General features: G+C 69.0%; 20 protein-coding genes. 5 read left to right on the forward strand and 15 right to left on the reverse strand.

Features of this window, described 5'->3' with window-relative positions; all coding sequences use genetic code 11:
• Positions 1-65 precede the first annotated feature (65 nt).
• Both CVV72_RS36350 and CVV72_RS36355 read right to left on the reverse strand, forming a co-directional pair.
• Positions 66-560: a GNAT family N-acetyltransferase gene (locus tag CVV72_RS36350; RefSeq protein ID WP_219148724.1), complete on the reverse strand. Its 495-nt coding sequence runs from the start codon at positions 558-560 to the stop codon at positions 66-68.
• A gap of 112 nt (positions 561-672) precedes the next feature.
• Positions 673-1,449 carry an IclR family transcriptional regulator gene (locus CVV72_RS36355; RefSeq protein WP_219148726.1) on the reverse strand — a complete coding sequence of 259 codons (777 nt, stop codon included), beginning with the start codon at positions 1,447-1,449 and terminating at the stop codon, positions 673-675.
• A 111-nt stretch (positions 1,450-1,560) separates the two neighbouring features.
• Here CVV72_RS36355 and CVV72_RS36360 point away from each other — a divergent pair, with 111 nt between their 5' ends.
• Positions 1,561-2,469, forward strand: a complete 909-nt coding sequence (locus CVV72_RS36360) for an SDR family oxidoreductase (RefSeq protein WP_219148728.1) — start codon at positions 1,561-1,563, stop codon at positions 2,467-2,469.
• Here CVV72_RS36360 and CVV72_RS36365 read toward each other — a convergent pair.
• Positions 2,460-3,983, reverse strand: coding sequence for a PH domain-containing protein (locus CVV72_RS36365; RefSeq protein WP_219148730.1), 1,524 nt, complete (start codon positions 3,981-3,983; stop codon positions 2,460-2,462). The two genes, CVV72_RS36360 and CVV72_RS36365, sit on opposite strands and share 10 nt — an antisense overlap.
• On the reverse strand, positions 3,980-4,477 hold the full coding sequence (locus CVV72_RS36370) for a PH domain-containing protein (RefSeq protein WP_219148731.1): 498 nt from the start codon (positions 4,475-4,477) through the stop codon (positions 3,980-3,982). The genes CVV72_RS36365 and CVV72_RS36370 overlap by 4 nt, the downstream gene beginning before the upstream one ends.
• 148 nt (positions 4,478-4,625) lie before the next feature.
• On the opposite strand from CVV72_RS36370, the gene CVV72_RS36375 reads away from it, so the two are divergent.
• Complete coding sequence (locus CVV72_RS36375) at positions 4,626-5,546, forward strand: proteasome assembly chaperone family protein (RefSeq protein WP_219148733.1); 921 nt, start codon at positions 4,626-4,628, stop codon at positions 5,544-5,546.
• A gap of 105 nt (positions 5,547-5,651) precedes the next feature.
• Here the strand turns inward: CVV72_RS36375 and CVV72_RS36380 are convergent, their stop codons facing one another.
• Positions 5,652-6,305 (reverse strand): NAD(P)-dependent oxidoreductase, encoded by a 654-nt coding sequence (locus CVV72_RS36380; protein WP_219148735.1) that lies wholly within the window; start codon positions 6,303-6,305, stop codon positions 5,652-5,654.
• A gap of 144 nt (positions 6,306-6,449) precedes the next feature.
• On the opposite strand from CVV72_RS36380, the gene CVV72_RS36385 reads away from it, so the two are divergent.
• On the forward strand, positions 6,450-7,274 hold the full coding sequence (locus CVV72_RS36385) for a class I SAM-dependent methyltransferase (protein WP_255632375.1): 825 nt from the start codon (positions 6,450-6,452) through the stop codon (positions 7,272-7,274).
• On the opposite strand, the gene CVV72_RS36390 is transcribed toward CVV72_RS36385, so the two are convergent.
• Together CVV72_RS36390 and CVV72_RS36395 are read right to left on the reverse strand one after the other, a co-directional pair.
• Positions 7,271-7,597 carry a YciI family protein gene (locus CVV72_RS36390; RefSeq protein ID WP_219148737.1) on the reverse strand — a complete coding sequence of 109 codons (327 nt, stop codon included), beginning with the start codon at positions 7,595-7,597 and terminating at the stop codon, positions 7,271-7,273. The two genes, CVV72_RS36385 and CVV72_RS36390, sit on opposite strands and share 4 nt — an antisense overlap.
• An 8-nt stretch (positions 7,598-7,605) precedes the next feature.
• Complete coding sequence (locus CVV72_RS36395) at positions 7,606-8,055, reverse strand: MarR family winged helix-turn-helix transcriptional regulator (RefSeq protein ID WP_219148739.1); 450 nt, start codon at positions 8,053-8,055, stop codon at positions 7,606-7,608.
• Positions 8,056-8,150: 95 nt separating this feature from the next.
• Between CVV72_RS36395 and CVV72_RS36400 the strand changes: the two genes are divergently transcribed.
• On the forward strand, positions 8,151-8,816 hold the full coding sequence (locus CVV72_RS36400; RefSeq protein WP_219154363.1) for a hemerythrin domain-containing protein: 666 nt from the start codon (positions 8,151-8,153) through the stop codon (positions 8,814-8,816).
• 138 nt (positions 8,817-8,954) lie between these two features.
• Positions 8,955-9,812 carry a DUF11 domain-containing protein gene (locus tag CVV72_RS36405; protein WP_219148741.1) on the forward strand — a complete coding sequence of 286 codons (858 nt, stop codon included), beginning with the start codon at positions 8,955-8,957 and terminating at the stop codon, positions 9,810-9,812.
• A 59-nt stretch (positions 9,813-9,871) separates the two neighbouring features.
• Here the strand turns inward: CVV72_RS36405 and CVV72_RS36410 are convergent, their stop codons facing one another.
• The 8 genes from CVV72_RS36410 to CVV72_RS36445 all read right to left on the reverse strand — a co-directional run bounded on the left by CVV72_RS36410 (position 9,872) and on the right by CVV72_RS36445 (position 19,427).
• On the reverse strand, positions 9,872-11,092 hold the full coding sequence (locus CVV72_RS36410; protein WP_219148743.1) for an RNA polymerase sigma factor: 1,221 nt from the start codon (positions 11,090-11,092) through the stop codon (positions 9,872-9,874).
• The gene (locus CVV72_RS36415) at positions 11,093-11,488 is read right to left on the reverse strand and encodes a YciI family protein (protein ID WP_255632815.1); all 396 of its coding nucleotides are present in this window, start codon (positions 11,486-11,488) and stop codon (positions 11,093-11,095) included.
• 106 nt (positions 11,489-11,594) lie between these two features.
• A complete protein-coding gene (locus CVV72_RS36420; protein ID WP_219148747.1) occupies positions 11,595-12,587 on the reverse strand; it encodes an isopenicillin N synthase family oxygenase in 993 nt (330 codons plus the stop codon).
• 21 nt (positions 12,588-12,608) lie between these two features.
• A complete protein-coding gene (locus CVV72_RS36425; protein WP_219148749.1) occupies positions 12,609-14,198 on the reverse strand; it encodes a DHA2 family efflux MFS transporter permease subunit in 1,590 nt (529 codons plus the stop codon).
• A gap of 64 nt (positions 14,199-14,262) precedes the next feature.
• Complete coding sequence (locus tag CVV72_RS36430) at positions 14,263-15,609, reverse strand: UDP-glucose/GDP-mannose dehydrogenase family protein (RefSeq protein ID WP_255632376.1); 1,347 nt, start codon at positions 15,607-15,609, stop codon at positions 14,263-14,265.
• Between the two features lie 110 nt (positions 15,610-15,719).
• Complete coding sequence (locus tag CVV72_RS36435; protein WP_219148753.1) at positions 15,720-16,910, reverse strand: hypothetical protein; 1,191 nt, start codon at positions 16,908-16,910, stop codon at positions 15,720-15,722.
• Positions 16,907-18,007, reverse strand: coding sequence for a Gfo/Idh/MocA family oxidoreductase (locus CVV72_RS36440; protein WP_219148755.1), 1,101 nt, complete (start codon positions 18,005-18,007; stop codon positions 16,907-16,909). The genes CVV72_RS36435 and CVV72_RS36440 overlap by 4 nt, the downstream gene beginning before the upstream one ends.
• Entirely contained in the window at positions 17,985-19,427 is a 1,443-nt protein-coding gene (locus CVV72_RS36445; protein WP_219148757.1) for an FAD-dependent oxidoreductase, read from the reverse strand. The genes CVV72_RS36440 and CVV72_RS36445 overlap by 23 nt, the downstream gene beginning before the upstream one ends.
• Positions 19,428-20,088: the final 661 nt, after the last annotated feature.

The raw sequence follows: 20,088 nt of genomic DNA on the forward strand, positions 1-20,088 counted from the left end.
CGGGGCCGGCGCCGACAGTAGAACACATGTTCGACGCCGGTCGCCAACCCAACCCCCCGGGCGGGTCATCGACGCATGGTCACCCGTGGCCACGCGTCCAGGCCGCGGGCGATTTCGTGGTCTCGGATGGCTCGCAGGCCCGTTGTGAGGCTCGCCTCGTCGAGCGTCGCGAAGCCGAGCCGGGCGTAGTACGGCGCGTTCCACGGCACCTCGGCGTACGTCGTCAGCGTCAGTCCGGCGAGTCCTTCGCGTGAAGCCCACTCCGCGGCGTGCTCGATCAGCCGCCGCCCGAGGCCACGGCGCGCGTGATCCGGACGGACGGACACCTGCTCGATGTGGCCGTGACCGTCGACGACCTCGGCGAGCAGGTACGCCACCGGCCCGTCGCCCGCGTCCCACACCCAGGCCCGGCCCTCGCGCTGGAACGCGGTGAGGTCCGCGATCGACGGCGGGTCGTCGTCGGCGATCGCGGCCATGCCGAGCGCGCGGAACGGTTCGCCCGCGGCCCGTTCGATGTCCTGGAGCACGGGAAGGTCTTCGGGAGTGGCGAGTCGGATCACGGATCGAGTTCTACCCCGCCGCGGCGCGGGGAGTGCGCGAATTACGGCCGGTTCCCGTGACTGGATGGACGGCTCGCGTGATCAGATGGACGACACGCGCGGGGGCCGGGGTTCAGAGGGCGAACGACGAAACGGCGCGGTGGATCCTGCTCGCGTAGGACTGGAGCGCGACGATGGCCGCCCGTTTCGCGTCGTCGCCGATCCGGGTCGCGGGGGCGGCCAGGGTCAGCACCGCGGGCCGGTGCCCGGTGTTCGGGATCGGGACGGAACACGACCAGACGCCGTCGTCCAGTTCGCCCCAGCTGACCGCGAACCGGTTCGCGCCGGCGCGTTTGACCTCTTCCCGCACGCTCGGGCCGCGGCGCTGGACGATCGACGAAAGGCGCCGTTCGCGTTCGCCCTCCGGCAGCATGGCGAGCAGCATCTTGCCCGACGCGCCGGTGCCGAGCGGGACGGAATGCCCCGGCTGGAAGGTGAAACGCATCGCGCGTTCGCATTCGACGCGGTCCGCGCAGACCGCGGAATCGCCGAAATGCTGGAACAGCAGCACCGTCTCACCGAGGTCGCGGGCCGCCTCCTCCATCGCCGGACGGGCCAGCCTGGCGAGATCGTTGGCCAGTTGCGCGGCCCGTGCGAGCGGCATCACCTGGCTCGTCACGTGGTAGCGCCCCGTCCTGCCCTCCTCCAGGAGCTGGAGTTCCTTCAGCAGCGCGACATAGCGATAGGTCGTGGCCACCGGGGTGCCGATCCTCGCCGCGAGTTCGGCGACGCTCGCGTCCCAGCGGCGTTCGGAAAAGGAGAGCAGCAGTTGCAGTACTTTGCGCGAGCTGCTGGCCCCGGGGGTCCGTTTCGGTGGGGCGGTGTCCAGGGATCGTGCGGCAGGCGTCATCTCGACCTCTCGCCGGAGAATCACGAAGAGTCAAGAAACTAGCACATTGTGTGAATTGCGGACCAGGGTCTTTGGTCCATGAACAAGCGGACTTCTTGCTAGGTTCGGCCCATGGAAAAGCCATTGGCGGGCAAGATCGCATTGGTCGCCGGGGCGACCCGCGGGGCCGGGCGGGGAATAGCGGTCCAGCTGGGTGCCGCCGGCGCGACCGTTTACGTGACCGGCCGCAGTACCGGTTCCCGGCGGTCGGAAATGAATCGCCCGGAGACGATCGAGGAGACGGCGGCGCTCGTCGACGAAGCCGGCGGGCGCGGGATCGCGATCGGTGTGGACCATTTGGAGGCGGACCAGGTCCGCGAACTGGTCGAGCGGATCGACGCCGAACAGGGGGCGTTGGACGTGCTGGTCAACGACATCTACGGCGCGCCCATCGAGTGGGAGAAGACGGTCTGGGAGTCCACTTTGGACGTCGGGCTGCGGACGTTGCGGCTCGCCGTCGACACCCATGCGATCACCAGCCATTTCGCGCTCCCGCTCATGATCAGGAGACCCGGCGCGCTGGTCGTCGAGGTCAACGACGGCACCGCCGAGTACAACTCCGAGAACTACCGGGTCTCGTTCTTCTATGATCTGGCCAAGACCGCGGTGAACCGGATGGCGTTCGCCCTCGGGCACGAATTGGAACCGCATGGCGGTACCGCGGTGTCCGTCACGCCGGGCTGGTTGCGGTCCGAAGCGATGCTCGACGCTTATCGGGTGACCGAAGAGAATTGGCGCGACGCGACGAAGGTGCAGCCGCATTTCGCCATTTCTGAAAGCCCGGCGTTCGTCGGAAGGGCGGTCGCCGCGCTGGCCGGTGACGCGGAAGTCGCCCGCTGGAACGGGAAATCGGTGTCCAGCGGCGAATTGGCGAAGGAATACGGATTCACCGACCTCGACGGCAGCCGTCCCGATTGCTGGCGCTATCTCGTCGAGGTCCAGGACCCCGGCCTGCCGGCGGACGTCACCGGCTACCGCTGAACCTCCCGGCGAAGGAAGGGCGTGAGCAGACCGGGCGCCGCCTGCTCCGCCATCGCCAGCCCGGCCGATTCGCCGACGTCGACCACCTGATAGCCGCCCTTGCCCGCCGCGATCGGGGCCGTCACGGTGATCAATCCGGCGCGGCGCTGGAAGAACGAGCGGCTGACGACGACACCGGTGAGGCCCTCGCGCCGGATCGCCACCGTCGCCCGCGCCAGCGAACCCGACCGGCTGACCAGGTACCGCCCGACGATCGCGTGGCCGAGGTTGCGGTAGCGGTCCCAGCCCACCAGCGCGGCGAGCGGGACAAGACCGAGCGCGACCTGCCACAGCCACGACGGCAGGAACTCGATCCACGCCAGGCCGAACAGGGCGGCGGCCAGGATCAGCACGCCGCCCACCGCGCGGGTCAGCCGCCTGGTCAGTGCCCGCCGGGGATGCCGGTTCAGCGGGACGGTGGCCGGGTCGAAGTTCTCGCGCAGCACTTCGGCCGCGACCTCGTGGACGCGGCCGACGGGCGCGGGCGGCAGCAGGAGCCCGCCGCCCTTGTCCCCGCCCTTGCCCTCGCGCAGCCCGCCGACGATCGCGGTGAGCCGCGCCCCGCCCGCCATCCGCAGCGGTAGCGGCTCCTTCACTTCGACGCCGCGAAGCCGTTCCTCTTCGATGGACACCGAACGCGTGGTGATCAGCCCGCGCCGGACGTGCAGGGTGCCCTCCGTCTCCCGGGTGAGCTTGAAGTTCCAGAACGACAGCACGTAGCCGCCGACGGAAAGCAGGGAGACGACCACGAGCAGGGCGACCGCCGCGACGACCACGATCAGCCACACCGCCGTGTTCGCCAGATCGTCCAGGAGATCCCGCAGCGGGCCGACGTTCTCCGGGGCGATGTCCAGCTGGTGCGCGAAATGCCAGACCGCGGCGAAGATCGCGCCCACCACGGCGAGCCCGGACAGTGTGAACGGCGCGTACCGCACCCACTTGCGGTCGACGACCGCCACGACCTGCTCCGGCGGTGGCGCCGTCTCGGCCTCGGTGGAAATCTCCTTGCGGTGCAAGAGAACCGTGCGCAAGCGGTGGGCCTCGGCCCGGCTGACGGCGTCGAGCACCAGCTGGTCGCCGTTCGCGCCCTGGGCGGGTGAATGCCGTCCGGTGCCGATGCGCACGGCGCTGAGGGAGAACAAACGGTGCTTGGGTTCCGAGGTGACGTCGACCGTGCGCACCCGGTCCAGCGGGATCGCGCGATGTTTGCGCAGCAACAGGCCCGTGGTCCATTCCACCTGTCCGTCCGCGATGCGGTACCGGGAGGTGAGCACATGCGAGACACCGACGAGCACGGTCAGCGCGGTGACGCCGAGCCCGAACCACTCCCAGCCGTTGCCCCGGCCGAGGATCACCGTCCCGATCAGCACCGGGAGCGATTTGACGACGTCGAGCACCGGCCGGATCAGCAGCATCCGTCGATCGAGCCGGCGCCACTGACCGACGGCGGCGTCCGGTGGTGCCTCGGTGCTCATGTCGCGTCACCGGGAGTGGCCTGCGTGGTCTTCGTGAGTTCCGCGGCCAGCTTCAGCGCTTCGGCGTGGTCGAGACCGGCGATCTTGACCGGGCCCGCGGCGGACGCCGTCGTCACGGTGATCTTCGCCAGCCGGAACAACTGCTCGACCGGGTCGCGTTCGATGTCGACGGTCTGGATCCGCGAGATCGGCGCGATCCGCCAGTCCTGGCTGAGCCAGCCTTCCTGGGTGTACACGGCCTCGCCGGTGACCTCCCAGCGGTGGATCCGGTAGCGCCACTGCGGCATGACCAGCAGATGCAGCGGCGCGATCACGCAGGAGATCGTCAAGGTCACCGTGAGCCACGTCGGCGCGTCGTCGCTCGTGAGGACGAACACCGCTTGCGCGGCGATGAGGATCACCCAGCCGACCGCGGCCCACACCGTCCAGTATCCGATGGCGCGCCTGCTCACCCGATTGGCGGGCGGGCGCAGGCCGAGCGTCTCTTCTGTCACCCCTCCACCCTGCACCACCCCGGAGTGGACCGCCCACGACGACTGTCACGGACCGATAGGATCCAAGCCACCGTCGGCGGAATGGATACCCCCTATCGGGGCGTTGGCATCCTGTGGACGGTCGTACCCACGAAACCTGGAGGATCTGGTGGCGCTGGACCCGGAAGACCTGTACGAGGTGGACTCGGACGTCCCTGGCCTCGGCGGGGCCGTGCTCCTGCACTACTTCGACGGCTTCATGGACGCGGGTTCGGCGGGCAGGCTCGTCGTCGAGCAGCTCCTGAACTCCTCCGAACACCGGGTGATCGCGCGGTTCGACGTGGACCGCCTCATCGACTACCGGTCGCGGCGCCCGGCGATGACCTACTCGATCGACCACTGGGACGCCTACGACGCCCCCGAACTGGTCGTCCGCCTGCTGCACGACGCCGACGGCGTGCCGTTCCTGCTGCTCACCGGGCCGGAACCGGACCACGACTGGGAGCGGTTCTGCGCGGCGGTGCGCGGGCTGGTCGAACGCTGGGACGTCCGGCTCACCACCGGTTTCCACGGCATCCCGATGGGCGCGCCGCATACGCGCCCGCTCGGCGTGACCGCGCACGCGACGCGGAACGAACTCGTCGGCGAACACCGTCCGCTGCCCAACCGGATGCAGGTGCCGGGCAGTATCGCCGGGCTGCTGGAGTTCCGGTTCGGCGAGTGGGGACACGACGCGTCGGGGTTCGCGGCGCACGTGCCGCATTACCTGGAGGAATCGACGTACCCGAGCGCCGCGCTGAACCTGCTCGGCGCCGTCGCCGCGGCGACCGGGCTGAACCTGCCGGACGGGGAACTGCGGAAGGCGTCGCACGAGGCCGAGGCGGAGATCGCCCGCCAGGTCGCCGGATCGGAGAAGGTCGCCGAGGTCGTGCGCGCGCTGGAGCAGCAGTACGACACGTTCATGGAGGCTTCCGGCAAGGAAAGCCTGCTCGCGGAGTCGGTCGAGCACATGCCGACGGCCGAGGAACTGGGCAACGAGTTCGAGCGGTTCCTGGCCGAGCAGAACGGCGGCGACGCGCCGGAGCGCTAGAAGCCCGACATCGGCCACAAGTACGTGAAGGCCCCCTTCACTGCGCCTAGCGCAATGAAGGGGGCCTTCACGTACTTGTGTGACCGCTGGCAGCCCGCGGCGGCCTTAGTGGTCGATCGCGACCAGCACCCGTGAATGCTTCGGCCGCTCGATCTCGTCGACCAGCGCGACCGCGAGGTCCGCGTAGGAGAACGGCCCCGCGTCCGCCGCGCGCGGCAGCACCCGGTGGTCCCCGCTGCGGTACTCGCCCGTGCGCTCGGCGCGCTCGTCGAGCATCACCGGCGGCGGCGCGACGACCACCCAGTCGAGCCCGTCTCCGGACGCACGGAAGACCTCCAGCTCCGCCGTGTGCCCGAGCGAGAACTCGCGGTGTTCGGGCGGCCAGCCCGGCTGGTCGTGGAAGGCGACGCCCGGCGCGATCTCCAGTGCCGACCCGACGCCGACGACGACCAGTCTCGCGACACCGGCCCGGCCGAGGCCGTCGATCAGCGCGTGCGCGGCGGCCGGATAGTACTCGCGTGACGGGAGATCCGCGCGGTAGATGGAACTGATCGCGGCGTCGTGCCCGGCGGCGGCCTTCGCGACGTCGTCCGCGACGGTGACGTCGGCGGCGATCAAGGTGACGTCGGCCCCGGCGAGATCCTTGTGCCTGCCGGGATCCCGCACGGCGGCGGTGACCTGGTGCCCGCGGCGCACTGCTTCGGCGACGGCACGGCGCCCGCCGCGTCCGCCCGCCCCGAAGATGACGATCCTGCTCATCGTGCTCCCCATTTTTCCGTGCCGGTACCCGAGTACCGGCGGTGATCGCGATGCTAGGAGCGGACCCCTCGGTTACCGCAACGAAACCGGCTCCGCGGCCTTCTGGACCCGTTCACCCGAATGGTGCTGGTGTATCGTCCCGGGATGCGTCACCTGGTACCCCATTCAGCCCTGAAAACCCTGGGCCGGTCGGCTCGCGGCACGCTCGGCCGGGGCCTGCACCGGCTCGCCCGCCGATTCCATGATCCTTATACCGAGGAACTGGACCGGGTCGCCGCGGAACTGCGCGCGGAGATCGTCCGGCAGGGGGATCGCTGTTTCGATCGGATCATCGAGTTCGAAATCCGGAGCCGTCGCGACATCATCTACGCCGGCGACCAGGACGCGGCCAGGGACAGCAATCGGTTCGCCCGTGAGCATCTGACCGGGACCAAACATTTCGCGCGTCCACAAGAGACTCTCGCGTACGCGCTCTCCCTTGCCCCGTCAGGTGGTATGGCCCTCGAATTCGGGGTCGCGAGCGGGAACACGCTGCGGGCGATCGCCAAGGCCCGGGGCGGTGTCGAGACCTACGGATTCGACTGGTTCCAAGGCCTGCCGGAGAACTGGCTCAACGGGATGCCCGCCGGTTCGTTCGCGCGCGACGACCTGCCCGACGTCCCCGGCGCCGAACTCGTCGTCGGTCTTTTCGCGGACACGCTTCCCGGTTTTCTCGACCGGCACGAAGGCGTCGTCGATTTCCTTCACGTGGACGGCGATCTGTACAGCTCCGCGAAAACCGTGCTCGATCTGGTGGGACCGCGTCTGCGATCCGGCAGCATCGTGCATTTCGACGAGTTCTTCAATTACCCCGGCTGGCAGCGGCACGAGCACCAGGCGTGGCTGGAGTACGTCGAACGCACCGGCGTCGCATTCGAATACGTGGCCTACACCTACGCCGACAACCAGGTCACCGTCCGGATCACCTAAAGCAGTTCGCGAACCTCGATCGTGCCGATCGCGGCCCACGGGTGGGTCTTCGCCGCCTCGACGGCTTGTTCGCGGCTGTCGCATTCGAGGATGTTGATGCCGCCGATCTGTTCCTTCGTCTCGGCGAACGGACCGTCCGTGAGCAGCGCCTCGCCGTCGCGGACGCGGACGGTCGTCGCCGACGACGGCGGGTGCAGGCCCATTCCGTCGACGCGCAGGCCGCGCCGCGTCATCTCTTCGCCCCAGGCGCGGCAGGGTTCGGTGATGTCGGTGTTCACCGCCGGATCGCCGTCGGTCCCGCAGAGCATGAGCAGGTAACGCACCGCTCCTCCTAGTCGGTCAGTCCGTCTTCGTACGCGCGCAGGGTATCGATGAACATGCGCCGTTCTGCCGGGGTCAACGGCGTGAGTGCCTTCTGCCAGGCGCGGGCGCCCTGTGCGAGCCAGCCGTCGATCGCGGGCCGTATCCCCTCGGCGATGGCGACGATCCGCCGCCGCCGGTCCGTCTCGTCCTCGCGCCGGTCGAGCACGTCCTTCCTGGTCAGTTCGCCGACCATCAGGCTCACCGTGGTCGGAGCGACCTCCAGCCGTTCGGCCAGTTCGTTCACCGTCATGGGCCCGTCGAAGAGCAGATACGACAACAGCGACAGGTGACGCGGAGCCAGCGACAACGATTGGAGTTCGTCGGGGACCTTGATCCGCTTCGCGCGGCCGACCATCCGCGGCATGAGCAGCAGCAAAGCCCGCACGGCGTCGTCGACCTCCGTCTCCTCGGTTGACACCGGACACCCTCCTGGATACCTTTGCAAGCAAAGAAGCTTTGCTTGCAAAGCAAAATAGCTTTCCTGATGATGTTACCTGGGGAGTGCCGGTGCTGATGACCACCGCGGACGCCGAAACGGGGCGTCCCCGCACCACTCGTGTCGACTGTCGCCCGGCCGGAAGCCGGTACCTGGCGTTCGCGCCCGACCTTGATTCACCTTGGTATCGCGACCTTCTGGTCAGTCCACAAGCGACTCTCGAGATCGATGGCGTACCGCACGCCGCGCGTGCCGTGCCGTTCGAAGGCGGGGAGCCGGGCTTCACGTTGCATCTCTTGGAGGTCGACGCCGCCCGCGGCCGGGCGATCGCCGATCAGCTGCTCGTCCACCACGAGGAGCTCCGCAAGACACTGGCGGCCGCGCGGGCCGAACTCGACGGCGCGCCGGCCGCGAACCGGCCACGGCTGCGGCGCGAACTACTCGGCCATTGCGTGACGTTCTGCAACGACCTGCGCATGCATCACCTCCGGGAGGACGGCGCGTTCACCGCGATCGAGAAGGCCCATCCCGGGCTCGCGCCTGCGCTGAAGCGGCTGCGCCGTGAGCACGAGACCGTGTCCCGCGCGCTGCACGATCTCGATCGGCTGCTGCAGGACGAGGGGACGATCGAACGCGCCGCGCTACGCGAGGAATTCGAGCGCGTGGTGAACGGACTCGAAGAGCATTTCGCCTACGAGGAGGCGAATCTGCTTCCCGCGCTCCGCGGGGAAGGTGCTCGCTAGTTGGCGAACGGGTTGCTCCGAGTGGGTGAGAGCGGCGGGCTCGCCGGTGGAGCACCGGTAACGAACCTCCGTTCCCGGGCGACTGATCGTTGTCCGCACCGATCGGCGCGACGCCCCCGACCGGAACAGTGAGAACCAATGAAGCTTCGAAGAGCCTCACTTCTGTCCTTGGCGGCCGCCGTGGCCACGATGATGCTCGTGGTGCCCGCCTCCGCCCTCGCCGCGCCGCCGACCAGCGCGGTGGAGGTCTCGCCGACAACTGTCCAACGTGGACAGACATTCACCGTCACGCAGACCGTCTACAACGCCGACGCGACGTCGACGATCGAAGGCGGCAAAGCGACGCTCTACGGCAAGGAATCCCCGCTGCCGGGCATCGTCGACCTGGTGTCCTGCCCCGGCGCTTTCGCCTGCGACATGCTCGGCGGCAGCATCCGGGGCGGAGTCGGCACCGTGACCCCCGGTCAGAGCAAGACCGTGGTGTTCACCTTCCGGGTCAAGGACGACGCCCCGCTGGGCAACGTCACCCTGGAGCACCAGTTCGTCGGTGACAACTACAGCTTCGAGATCCTCGGCGGTCCCGTGCTGACCGTCACCGGCGCCCCGAGCGCCGCCGATCTCGGGGTCACGCTGACCGCGTCCCCGCGCGGGATCCTGACGTCGTCGATCGACTACACGGTCAAGGTCACGAACGCGGGTCCGGCCGCGGCGTCCGGGATCCGGGTGGCGTCGACCCTCGGTAACGGGTTGCGCTTCACCGGCTCCTCGGCCTGCTCGAATCCGAGCGGCACGAAGGTCGTCAACTGCGACTTCCCGTCGCTCGCGTCCGGAGCCAGTGCCACGGCCAAGTTCTCGGTGGCGACCGGGCTGCTGACCGTCGGACCGGTCAAGACGACCGCGAAGATCACGCAGAGTTCCGTCGCCGATCCGAACCCGGCCAACGACACCGCTTCGTCGACCTGCACGGCGATCACCGGGCTCCTGGTCAGCTGCTGACCCACGCGATTCGTCACCTGCTTGCGCTGAACGACGCCGCGAGCAGGTGACGAATCGCGTCAGCGCAGGCGTTCCGCGCGGGCGTGGAGATAGCGCTGGTGCGGCAGGCCCGTGGCGCGTCTCGCTGCGTCCACATAGGACTCGACCGCCGCGGCGGTGTCGCCGGCCATCTCCAGCAGATGCGCGCGGGCGGCGTGGAACCGGTGGTCGCCGGAGATCCGGTCGCCCAGCTTTTCCAACGCGGCCAAGCCCTCTCCCGGGCCTCGGGCCATCCCGACGGCGACGGCGTGGTTCAGCGCCACCACCGGATTGTCGGAGAGCCTCAGCAGAAGTTCGTACAGCGCTTCGATCTGCGGCCAGTCCGTCTTCTCGGCGCTCGGCGCCTCGTCGTGCAGCGCGGCGATGGCCGCCTGGATCTGGTACTGCCCGGTCGGCCCGTGCGGCAGCGCTTCGGACAGCAGCGCGATGCCCTCGGTGACGTACTCGGTGTTCCACCGGCCCCGGTCCTGTTCGGACATCGGGATCGGCGCGCCGTCCGGCCCCGTCCTCGCCGGACGGCGCGCGTCGGTGAGCAGCATCAGCGCGAGCAACCCGGTGACCTCGCTGTCGTCCGGCCGCAGCCGGTGGACGATCCTGGTCAGCCGGATGGCTTCGGTGGACAGGTCGCTCCGCACCAGATCGGGGCCGGACGTGCTCGCGTATCCCTCGGTGAAGATCAGGTACAGCACGTGCAGCACCGCGTCGAGCCGCCCTGCTTCGGGCGGCATGCCGAACGGGACACCGCTGGCCTTGATCCCGGCCTTCGCGCGGCTGATCCGCCGGGTCATCGTCGCTTCGGGGACCAGGAACGCGCGGGCTATCTCCGCCGTGGTGAGGCCGCCGACCGCCCGCAGGGTCAGCGCGATCTGCGACGACGGCGACAGGGACGGGTGGCAGCACAGGAAGAGCAGGACGAGTGTGTCGTCGGAGTCGGCGGTACGCCGGTCCGCGGCGGGGGCGAGGTGTTCTTCCGGCAAGGTCCGCTGGACGACGTTGTCCTCGCGACGGCGCCGCGCCTGCTCGGCGCGGAGTAGGTCGGTCAGCCGCCGCGAGGCGACGGTGATGAGCCACGCGCGCGGATTTTCCGGCCGCCCTTCGCCGGGCCACTGCGTCGCGGCCGCGAGCAGCGCCTCCTGCGTCGCGTCCTCCGCCAGGTCGAAGTGACCGTAGCGGCGGACGACGGCGCCGAGGACCTGCGGCGACAGCTCGCGCAGCAGGTCTTCGACGCCGCTGTCCGGCACCTAGAGCTCCAGTTCTTCGAAGTTGTCGGCGCACGGCCGGATGTCGACGTACCAGTCGCGGCCGAGGTCGCTGCCTTCCGGATGCGGGGTGGCCGCCAGCTGGGCCGCGATCTCGGTCGCGCGGTCGTAGCTCGCGCAGTCGACGGTCGTGTATCCGACCAGGACCTCCTGCGTCTCGGCGTACGGTCCGTCCGTCACCACAAGGGAGCCGTCGCGCAGGGAGACGCGGCGGGCGTGCGCCGGCTGGGAGAGGCCCTGCGCGTCGACGAACTCGCCCGATTCGACCAGGTCGTTGTTCCACTTGCCCATGAACTCGTGCAGGGCCTTGACCTCGTCGGCGCTCCAGGCGCCGGCGATGTCGACGAGGTCCTTCTGCGACCCGAACATCATGATCATGTACTTCACGGTTCTCTCCTCTCGGCGGGCACCGCTCCGGTGCCTTCTGCCGGGGACGTCGGAGCCGCCGGACCGGACCGGACATGGTCCGCCGGGGAATTCTCCCTCAACCGCGGTCCGCCGCGGTGTTCATCGCGTCGGCCGGTTCCAGGGTCCGCCCGCCGGTGATCTTGGCGTAGAGGTGCTCGCCGCCCATGACCGGCGGATACTTCGGCGGGTTCCCGGCGGAATGACAGGTCGGAAGGCATTCGAACCGCGCGTCGTGGTCGCCGTCGAAGAAGAACGCCACGCTTCGCCGCCGTGACGGTCCCGGCCCGGACGGCGGCACGACCCGGTGCAGGGTGGAGCGCCAGCGGTCGTTGGTCCACTGCGCGGTGAGGTCGCCGAGGTTCACCACCAGCGCGTCCTCAGCGGGGACGACGTCGTGCCACGCGCCGTCGGGACCGTGGATCTGCAGCCCGGGGACGGGATCGGCGTAGAGGACGGTGACGATGCCGTAGTCGGTGTGGGCGCCGAGCCGCATCTGGCCCGGCAGGGGCTCGGGCGCTCCGGCACGGCGCTCGAAGTGATTCACCCGCAAGGTGCGGGTCGGATGCCGGGTGTACGCGCCGAGGTAGCCGTCGGGCAGCCCGAGCGCCTTCTCGAAGATCTCCAGCAGCACCCGGGCGACCCGGTGGGCTTCGTCGGCGTACGCGGTGAGCGCGGGACGCAGGTTCTCCGGCAGCTCGGGCCAGATGTTGGGGGCGAAGAAGCCATAGGGGTCCTCGCCGTCGATGTGTTCCGCGCCGATGACGAACGATTCCGACAGGTCGGGCGGCGTCGTCTCGCCGAGGCTGTACGCCAGCCCTTCGGTTCCTTCGGCCGCGTACCCACGGTCCGAAGCGCGGTCGGCCGGTGCGGATCGGAGCTTCTCCTCGACAGGGAGCGCGAAGAAGGCAGCGGTCGCTTCGCACATGTCGTCGATCGTCGCCCGCGGGATGCCGTGCCCGACGACCTGCAGGAACCCGACGCGACTCAAGGCTTCGTCGACAGCGTGCGCGAGCCGCGTGCGGTCGCCGTCGTGCCAGGTGCTCAGGTCGACCGTCGGTACGAGAGTCATACAGCGACGGTAGCCAGGTGATCACCGGGCCGCGGACATCCGATCGGGCGATCCGCGCCGACCGATCGGCCCACGCAGGTTCACCGAGCACACGAGGCCGAGGATCAGCGCGCCGACGGGCAGCAGGAACGCGGCCTTGACCGCGTCCGTGAGCGCGGCACCGGTGACCTGCGCGGCCAGTTCCCGTGCCTGGGCCGCGATCTCGGACGGCAGATCCGCGGGGACTTCGGGAGCGCCGCCGAACTCGGAGGCGGCGGCCTCCGCCCCCGCCTCCCCGGTGAAACCGTCGACGAACCGCTGCCGGAACTCGGCGGGCAACGCCGCCGCCGCTTCGCTCGCCAGCGTCGTCATCGAGGCCCCGGCCCGCGCCTGCACCAGGACACTGACGGCCGCGCCGCCGAGCACTCCGCCGACCTGGCGCGCGGTGTTGAAGATGCCCGACGCGCTGCCGACCAGCGAACGCTCGACGGAGTTGAGGGTCACGTTGTTCATCGGGGAGAAGGTGAACCCGACCCCGAGACCGCAGAGCAGCAGCCCGGGGAGCAGGGCCTGCGGCGAACTCGCCGGGATGATCACCAGCGAGACGAGGCACAGGCCGCCGCTCAAGGAGAGCATCCCGAACGCCAGCAGGTACTTGGGATTCACCCGGTCCGAAAGCCTGCCCGCGAACGGCGCGACGCCGCCGGACACCAAGGCGAGAGGCGCGATGAGCAGCCCGGCGTCGGCAGGGGACAGGCCGAGGACCGACTGGACGTAGATGACGAACAGCAGGAGCATGCTGGTCATCGTGAAACCGACCGTCACCGCGGACGCGGTACCGAACGAGAAGTCGCGGTGGCGGAAGATCCGTAACGGCAGCAGCGGTTCGCGGCGGTTGGCCCGTTGCCACAGGACGAAACCACCGAGCAGCAGTACTCCCGCCCCGATGACCTCGAAGGCCGTGCCCCAGCCGTAGTTCTGTCCATTTTGGATACCGAAGACGACGCAGACGAGACCCGCGCCGAAGAGCAGGATGCCGGGAACGTCGAAACGGTGCGAATTCCCCGGTCGCCAGTCGGGGACGAGGACGACGGTCAGCGCCAGCGCGATCAGCCCGACCGGGACGTTCGCGAAGAAGATCCATTCCCAGCCGAGCCGGTCGACGAGCACCCCGCCCAGCACCGGGCCGGCGATCATGGCGAGGCCCGCGACGCTGCCCCAGGCGCCCATCGCCGGGCCGCGTTCGTCCGGTGGGAACAGATGCGTGATGAAGGCCGTGGTCTGCGGAGTCATCAGCGCGGCACCGAAACCCTGCACCGCGCGGGCGGCGATCAGCGTCTCGACGTCACCGGCGAGCCCGCACCAGAGCGACGCCGCGGTGAACACCACCAGCCCGGCGACGAAGACGCGTTTCGGCCCGAACCGGTCGCCCAGCCTGCCGGCAGGCAGGATCGGGACGGCGTAGGCGAGCAGGTACACGCTGGTCACCCAGATCACCGCGGTCAGCTCGGTGCCGAGTTCGCGCACCATCGACGGCACCGCGATGTTCACGATGCTGATGTCGAGCATGACCATGAAGAAACCCAGGCACAGTGCGAAAAGCGCGGGCCAGGGCCGGGTCCGCTTCGGCATCCGTCCTCCTCATCCGGCGCCGGAAGGTGGACGACGAGCGGGCCGCCCGCCGTCCACCCCGGGGTCATCCTGCCTGCGTGACCATTTCGGCGACGTTCGCCACGGGCGCCCAGACGCTGTCCGGACGACCGATGCCCTGGTAGGAGAGTCCGGTCCTCGCCACGGTGTGCGGATCGAGCAGGTTCCGGGTGTCGATGACGGACCGGCCGTGGAGCCGGTCGGCGATCCGTCCCCAGTCGAGGGCGCGGAACTCCGGCCACTCGGTCAGCAGCACGACCGCCGCCGCCCCGCTCGCCGCGTGATAGGCGGTCCCGGCGATCCGGACGTCGTCCGTCACGCCCGGCACCGGTGCGTGGACGCTGGGGTCGTACCCGGTCAGTTCCGCGCCCTCGGCGGCCAGCAGCGCCGCGATCGTCAGCGACGGGGAGTCCCGCAGATCGTCCGTCCCGGCCTTGAACGTCAGGCCGAGCAGGCCGATCCGGACGCCGGCGAGGTCGCCGCCGACGGCCTTGCGCACCTTGTCGACCACGAGCTCCTGCTGCTTCACGTTGGTCTCGATCGCCGCTCGCAGCAGGGCGAAATCGCTGCCTGCCGATTCCGCGGTGCGCAGCAGCGCGAAAGTGTCCTTCGGCAGGCAGGAACCGCCCCAGCCCGGGCCCGGTCGCAGGAACGACTTGCCGATCCGCTCGTCGTAACCCATTCCGGTCGTCACGTCGTCGATACTCGCGTCGAGGTATTCGCACAGTTCGGCGACGGTGTTCACAAAGGACAACCGCGTCGCGAGGTAGCAGTTGGAGGCGTACTTGATCATCTCCGCGCTCGCGGAATCGGTCACCAGCACGGAGGTGTCGAGCTTCTCGTACAGCTCGGCGACCCGGCGGGCGGGGACCGGGTCGCGGTCGGCCGAACCGACCACGATCCGGTCGGGGTTCAGGAAGTCGTAGACCGCGAATCCTTCACGCAGGAACTCGGGATTGGACACGACCGCCACGTCGGGGCGATCGATCAGGTCCGCGACGCGGGCCGCCGTGCCGACGGGGACCGTCGACTTGTTCACCACGACGCACCCGGGCGGCAGCAGATCCCGCACCTCGGCCACCACGGATTCCAATGTGGACAGATCGGCCGCGCCGCTCGCGCCCATCGGGGTCGGCACGCAGAGGATCACGATCTCCGCCCCGGCCGCCGCCGCGCTCGCGCCGAGGACGAACCGCAGATGCCCGGACGCCAGCCCGTCCACCACGAGTTCGCAGATCCCCGGTTCCCTGATGGTCGCCTCACCACGCCGCAGCGCGTCGACCTTCTCCTGGTCGACGTCCGCGCAGACGACGCGGTGTCCCAAGGACGAGAGGCACGCGGCCGTGGTCAGCCCGACGTAGCCCGCGCCGATGACGGCGACCTCTGCCCCCATAGTTGCACCCATTTCCCTTACCCTCCAGTTTTCGATGGCGCCGGGAAGCACGGAGCCGCACGGCCCGGCGCCATCGCGAGATACGGATTTTCAGCAGGACGAGTCGTGAGTCACTTGGCGTGGGGGATGGCCCTGATCCCCTCGTACGGGGTCTCCCTGCCGAGGTAGTCCACCGTTTCGAACAGGCCGATGGCGTCCATCGGATAGCGGGCGCCCGCCTCCGCCGCGAAGACGCAGGGAAGGATCTGCTTCCGCTCCGAGGCGGCGGCCTGGCCGCCCTTGCGGATGTGCTTGTGGGTGTGGATCAGGATCGGCATGTAGCCGCCGCCGAGGAACGAACCCGCCTGCAGCACCGCCCCGCCGACGCAGTCGATCACGCAGCCCTTGCCGAGGATCGCGTCGCGGCCCTGGTAGTAGTACGAAGGCGTGGCGAGCGTGCCGTGCTCCACATGGAACACCCCCGCCGACAGGCCGATGATCGACCGGCCGCAGGTGCGCAGCACCGAGCGGTAGAAGTCGACCAGGATCGGCCGCACGGTGGTGTCCGGAAGCGAGAATTCCCCGCACATCAGGGTGATGCGCACCAGTTCCGCGAGCGTGAGGCCGGAACCGTGCTCACCGGGGAATTCCTGGTCCCACGGTACGAGGTAGTCCGACGCCGCCACCATGCTCGTCCCGACGTCTTCGAGGATCAGCCGCTCCGGCTCACCGATCGATTCCGACGGCAGGACACCGTTCGCGAGGATCCGCACGGCGAGCATGTGCCTGCTCTCCAGCGTTTTCGCCCGGCTGGCCGCGATCAGGAGGTTGAGCCTGCCGGTCACCGTTTCGGGGATGTCGAAGAGGTGGTCGATACCGTCGGTGGGGACGGCGATCTTCGCCTGCAGTCCCCGGGCGGGCAGCGGTTCGTAGGAGTCGACGACCTCCTGGAGGGCACCGGCGTACTCGCCCGTCCCGGCCTGGACGAGCCGTTCCGCGGCCAGAGCCCGGTAGTCGTAAGGGATCGAGGTCGACGTCGACAGCACGACGTCGGCGAGCAGGGCGCGATACCGGTCGTCGTCCAGCGACGACGCGGCCAGTTCCAGTGACAGGTAAGGGGATTCGTCACCGGGGCCGTGGATCCAGCTCGCGGTGAAGGGTGCCTCGAACCGGCACGCCTTCGAGAACAGCGCCCGGGCGGCGTCGTCGTTCTTGATCTGGCCGGTGACCTCGGCCAGCGCCACGTCGCGGTCCGAGACCTCGGGCAGCATGTCCTTGGCCGGCCGCAACAGTGCCGAAAGATCCTCGATGCTTCGCGTCATGCTTCGCTCCCAATTCGTGCGAACTTCTCGTTTTCCGTTGTCTGCGGGAAGATTCCGGTGAACATCGCCGAGCCCAGCGCGGCGAGGAACCGGTGCTCGGCGGGGCGGACCACCGTGGTGCCCTCGTCGAGGTGCTGCAAAAGGTCGAGCTGGGTCAGAAGTGCCTCCTTGAAATGGTTGACGGCGACGCGGAAATGGCGCGCCGGAGCGGCGGCGTCCCGGATGTGGACGGTGTGGACGTTCTTGTGGTCGGGGTCCGCGCCGAAGAACGGTTCGAAGACCAGGGTGACGTGCTTCCCGGAGAAGAGTTCGACGTCCGCGAAGCGGTACCGGAACTCGGACCCGTACGGGATCGCCGACGGGGCGATGAAGTCCTCCGAAACCCTTTCCGGGAAAGCGAATCCGGCCAGCTCGGGGAAGGCGATGGCCCCGGTCGACGACGTGTAGAGCTCGACCTCCGGGATGCCGGGCGCGGTGGTCCGCACCCGCATCTCCGCCGTCACCGACGACGGAACCGTGCGCAGATACCTCCGGTACGCCGCGGAAGGGAGGATCGCGCGCAGGATGCTCAGCATGTGGAAGCCCTCGTAACCGGCCTCGCCGTACTGGGTGTCGACGAACCTGCCGTTCGCGACGTCGAATTCCCGGTTCTTGGTGAATTCGACGGTGATCTTCCTGATCGGATCGAAGGCGGCGAGTTCCCGCACCGCGGCCGCGAAGCGCTGTACGGCTTCGCTGTGTGAATACACGTCGTTGACGATGATCCGGGCACGGGGGTGGCGACGGACCGTGTGGCCGAGACCGGCGAGATCCTCCGGGTAGCAGGCCGGTTTCTCCAGCAGGACACGGGCATCGGGCTGCCGTCGCAAGATCTCGTCGACGACCGCGAGATGGGTCGCCGTCGGGGTGGCGACCACCCAGGCGTCGACCGCCGAGGGGTCCGGCACCTGCGCCACCCGCTCCCAGTCGGCGCCGTCGCCGATGTCCACCGTGCGGATCCGGTGCCCCGCCTGGCCGTAACACGCGGCGTACAGCGAACCGATCTTGCCGAGCCCGACGATCACGATCGTCTTCTCAGCCTGCGACAGTGCCGACACGGGCTTCCCCTTCTCGCGACCGGATGGAGTGCCGGGCGGCGGACGTGCCCGCCGCCCGGCCCAGCACGGCGCCCGCCATCAGGCCGGTGCCGCCCGGATAGCCCTGGTCGTAAAGACCGCCGACGATCACGCCTGCCGCGTAAAGACCACTGATCGGTTCGCCACCGCCGCGTACCTCCGCGTCCGGGGTCACGGACAACCCGCCGTAGGTGAAGGTCAGTCCGCAGACCACCGGGACGAACAGGAACGGAGGCGTGTCGAGACGTTTCTCCGCCTGGCCGGCGTGCAGCCGCTGGACTTCGGCGGTCAGGTTCGCCGCGTCGATACCGAGCCGCCGGGCACCTTCTTCGAGCGAGGAGACGGACACGGACGCCGGGTCGCCGACGTAGCCCTTCGGGAGCGAACCCGCCGAGACGACCTTGTCGTCGAAGATCTGGAAGGCGATCTTCCCCGGCTGTTCCTGGATCTTCTGGCCCAGCGTGACGTAGGTGAGGTTGCTGTAGCCGCCGGATTCGTCGAAGAACCGGCGCCCTTCGCGGTTGACCACGACGCCCAGCGGGAAGGCGTAGCGGGCGAGGCCATGGGATTTGTGCATCTGCCCCGGCAGCATGTGGTCGGGCAGGTTGACGCCCTGCGGCGTGGTGTGGCACTTCTCCCAGTTGCCCGCGGTGTCGGCGCCGATGTCGATGGCCGCCGTCAGCGGGGCGCCTTCGTTGAACGGAACGCCGCGCAGCTTCACGTCCCGCCACTCCTCGCCGAGGTGGCGTTCACGGAGCCGGGTGTTCGCCTCGAAGCCCGCCGATGCCAGCACCAGCGCGTCGGCGACCATCGGGAACGCGGGGCCGGAGCCGTGGAGCAGATAGCGGTCGCCGGCGGTCTTTTCGAAACCGGTGACCGCGCTGCCGTAGAAGACCGTTCCACCGAGCTGTTCGAACCGGGCGAAGTTCCGGTCCTGCAGGCTCTGGCCGCCCCCGTCGAGGACGATCGGCACGTCACCGGGCAGCGGGGTCGGTCTCGGCGCCCAGCGCTGGCCGAAGTCGCGCATCCAGGTGATCGTGTCCGTCGAACGGCGGATGATCGATTCGATGAGGGCGACGTCCACCTGATCGCCGGACACCGCCAGCCAATCGCGGAGGTACTGCTCGTCGGTGTACCCGGACCGGCCCGCCAGGATCTCGCCGACGCGCTCATTGTCCGCCTCCCGTAACAGGGAAGCGATGAATGGGCTTCCCTGCCAGGAGAAACGCATCGTCCTGGTCAAGGAACTGTTCCCGCCGCGTAATTGTTTCGGTGCGGCTTCGAGGACGCTGACCGCCTTCGCGCCCGCCTGTAGCGCGGCTATCCCCGCGCAGAGACCCGCATTACCGGCGCCGACGACGACAACCTGCCTCTCGGCGACGGTATTTCGACCGTTTTCCATCAACAACGCTCCACAAATCCGATGTTCGCCAATTCAGGACGACCGGGTTCGAACGAGACCGCGACGTACCGCCGGAGGGCGTGGCGAAGGGTTATGCCCGCGAACGGGCGCCGAACCGTCGATTCACTGCGGGAATCGCAGCGTTCACTCCTCGCGTGTGCTCAGATGTGCGGCGCACGAGGGTCTTTCTTCGGAATCAGCGCATCGCCAGCCCCATACGGGCGATGCCGGCGTCATCCGGCGTTCAACAGCACAGAGATTTCAGCGGACGCCTTCCGAGCTGAACCAGGAGTTTCCGCCGGGTTCACCGGCGCCCTTGACGATGATCGTGCGGATGCCTCTGGTTTCGCTCATTTTTCTTCGGCCCGGCTTTCCCGGGCCTCCCCAGGTTCGGTCGGTGTTCAGGCCGACTGGAGCCAGCCTGACTTCCTGACCAGCGCAGGGGCAACCTTCGGCCAGTTCGGCCTTGTTCGAAATCGTTCGAGTGGTCCGAACAGCGGTTTCCGGCGCCGCTGAATGGCGGTATCGCGGCTTCGATCGCCTCAGTCAATCTAGAGCGATGATCGTTGATGAGGGGGGCGACGACGGGGAGTCGCCGGCGACGGTTCACCCGCCGGACTCGACGGCTTCACCGGCTGAGTTCACAGCAGCACTGCGTGTA

The organism is Amycolatopsis sp. TNS106, assembly GCF_019330265.1.
In the GTDB taxonomy this organism is placed as follows: Bacteria; Actinomycetota; Actinomycetes; order Mycobacteriales; family Pseudonocardiaceae; genus Amycolatopsis; species Amycolatopsis lurida.

Bases quoted from the DNA above. Each gene is read 5' to 3' on its own strand.
- CVV72_RS36420 (WP_219148747.1), bottom strand. From the start codon at position 12,587: ATGACTCTCGTACCGACGGTCGACCTGAGCACCTGGCACGACGGCGAC.
- CVV72_RS36405 (WP_219148741.1), top strand. From the start codon at position 8,955: ATGAAGCTTCGAAGAGCCTCACTTCTGTCCTTGGCGGCCGCCGTGGCC.
- CVV72_RS36355 (WP_219148726.1), bottom strand. From the start codon at position 1,449: ATGACGCCTGCCGCACGATCCCTGGACACCGCCCCACCGAAACGGACC.
- CVV72_RS36430 (WP_255632376.1), bottom strand. From the start codon at position 15,609: ATGGGGGCAGAGGTCGCCGTCATCGGCGCGGGCTACGTCGGGCTGACC.
- CVV72_RS36445 (WP_219148757.1), bottom strand. From the start codon at position 19,427: ATGGAAAACGGTCGAAATACCGTCGCCGAGAGGCAGGTTGTCGTCGTC.
- CVV72_RS36360 (WP_219148728.1), top strand. From the start codon at position 1,561: ATGGAAAAGCCATTGGCGGGCAAGATCGCATTGGTCGCCGGGGCGACC.
- CVV72_RS36425 (WP_219148749.1), bottom strand. From the start codon at position 14,198: ATGCCGAAGCGGACCCGGCCCTGGCCCGCGCTTTTCGCACTGTGCCTG.
- CVV72_RS36385 (WP_255632375.1), top strand. From the start codon at position 6,450: ATGCGTCACCTGGTACCCCATTCAGCCCTGAAAACCCTGGGCCGGTCG.
- CVV72_RS36400 (WP_219154363.1), top strand. From the start codon at position 8,151: ATGACCACCGCGGACGCCGAAACGGGGCGTCCCCGCACCACTCGTGTC.
- CVV72_RS36365 (WP_219148730.1), bottom strand. From the start codon at position 3,983: ATGAGCACCGAGGCACCACCGGACGCCGCCGTCGGTCAGTGGCGCCGG.
- CVV72_RS36415 (WP_255632815.1), bottom strand. From the start codon at position 11,488: ATGATCATGATGTTCGGGTCGCAGAAGGACCTCGTCGACATCGCCGGC.
- CVV72_RS36380 (WP_219148735.1), bottom strand. From the start codon at position 6,305: ATGAGCAGGATCGTCATCTTCGGGGCGGGCGGACGCGGCGGGCGCCGT.
- CVV72_RS36435 (WP_219148753.1), bottom strand. From the start codon at position 16,910: ATGACGCGAAGCATCGAGGATCTTTCGGCACTGTTGCGGCCGGCCAAG.